Source organism: Mesotoga sp. HF07.pep.5.2.highcov (assembly GCF_003666285.1).
Lineage (GTDB): Bacteria > Thermotogota > Thermotogae > Petrotogales > Kosmotogaceae > Mesotoga > Mesotoga prima.
Map to the genome: position 1 here is coordinate 1 of NZ_JFHJ01000344.1, position 825 is coordinate 825.

2 protein-coding genes are annotated in these 825 nt (G+C 47.2%); both read left to right on the top strand.

The genetic code is table 11. The features are described from left to right. Positions 1 to 222 (top strand): metallophosphoesterase family protein (locus BG32_RS07465; RefSeq protein WP_183084309.1); only part of this gene is annotated, 222 nt, incomplete at its 5' end. 64 nt (positions 223 to 286) lie between these two features. Next, positions 287 to 825, top strand: a 539-nt coding sequence (locus BG32_RS07470) for an MBL fold metallo-hydrolase (protein ID WP_259459595.1), incomplete at its 3' end; no start/stop codon positions are given.

The following is an 825-nucleotide window of genomic DNA, read 5'->3' on the forward strand; positions in this document are numbered from 1 at the left end:
CACATGAAACACGAGGTGCCTTTCGAACGCGGAATAGTAATTTCCGGTCATACCCACATTTCCCTCCTCAGAAAAGATAATGGGATCATCTTCATGAATCCGGGCAGCCTTTCTCTGCCTAAAGACCGGACCGGTGGCTCTTACGGGACGATCGACTTCAAAAAGGGGATCATATCTCTCAGGAACGGCAATGGCTTCGAGCTCAAGACTTTGGCTCTCTAGCGGCGCTTGCTTTCGATAAACATGTGACTGAACCCATGATATAATAAATATCTGGGTGATGAATATGGTTTTGAGATGGCATGGACATTCGTGTTTTTCGCTTGAGTGCGATGGAAAGACTCTTTTGATCGATCCCTTCGATGAAGGTGTCGGTTATGAGTTGCCCGAGGTTAAGCCGGACATTATTCTGGAATCTCATCAGCACCACGACCACAATGCACACAACCGATTTGAGTCAGGGTACATACTTGTGAATCAGCCGGTGAGCGAGAAAGTTCACGGTTTCATTATCAAAGGCCATCCCACATTTCATGATGATGTTGAAGGAAAGAAACGCGGTAAGAATATCATCTTCGAGGTGACAACTCCCGACGGATTCAGAGTTGTTCACTGTGGCGATCTTGGCCACCGACTGGGCCCAGACTTAACAGAGACATTGAAGAGTCCTGATATTCTCCTTGTTCCTGTCGGTGGAGTGTATACGATTGATGCAGGGTTAGCTCGAGAGCTTACTAGAGATCTAGCTCCTTCTTACGTCGTGCCGATGCACTTCAAGACAAAGGATCTCACTTTTCAGCTTGCGGGAGTTGAAGACTTTCTTGC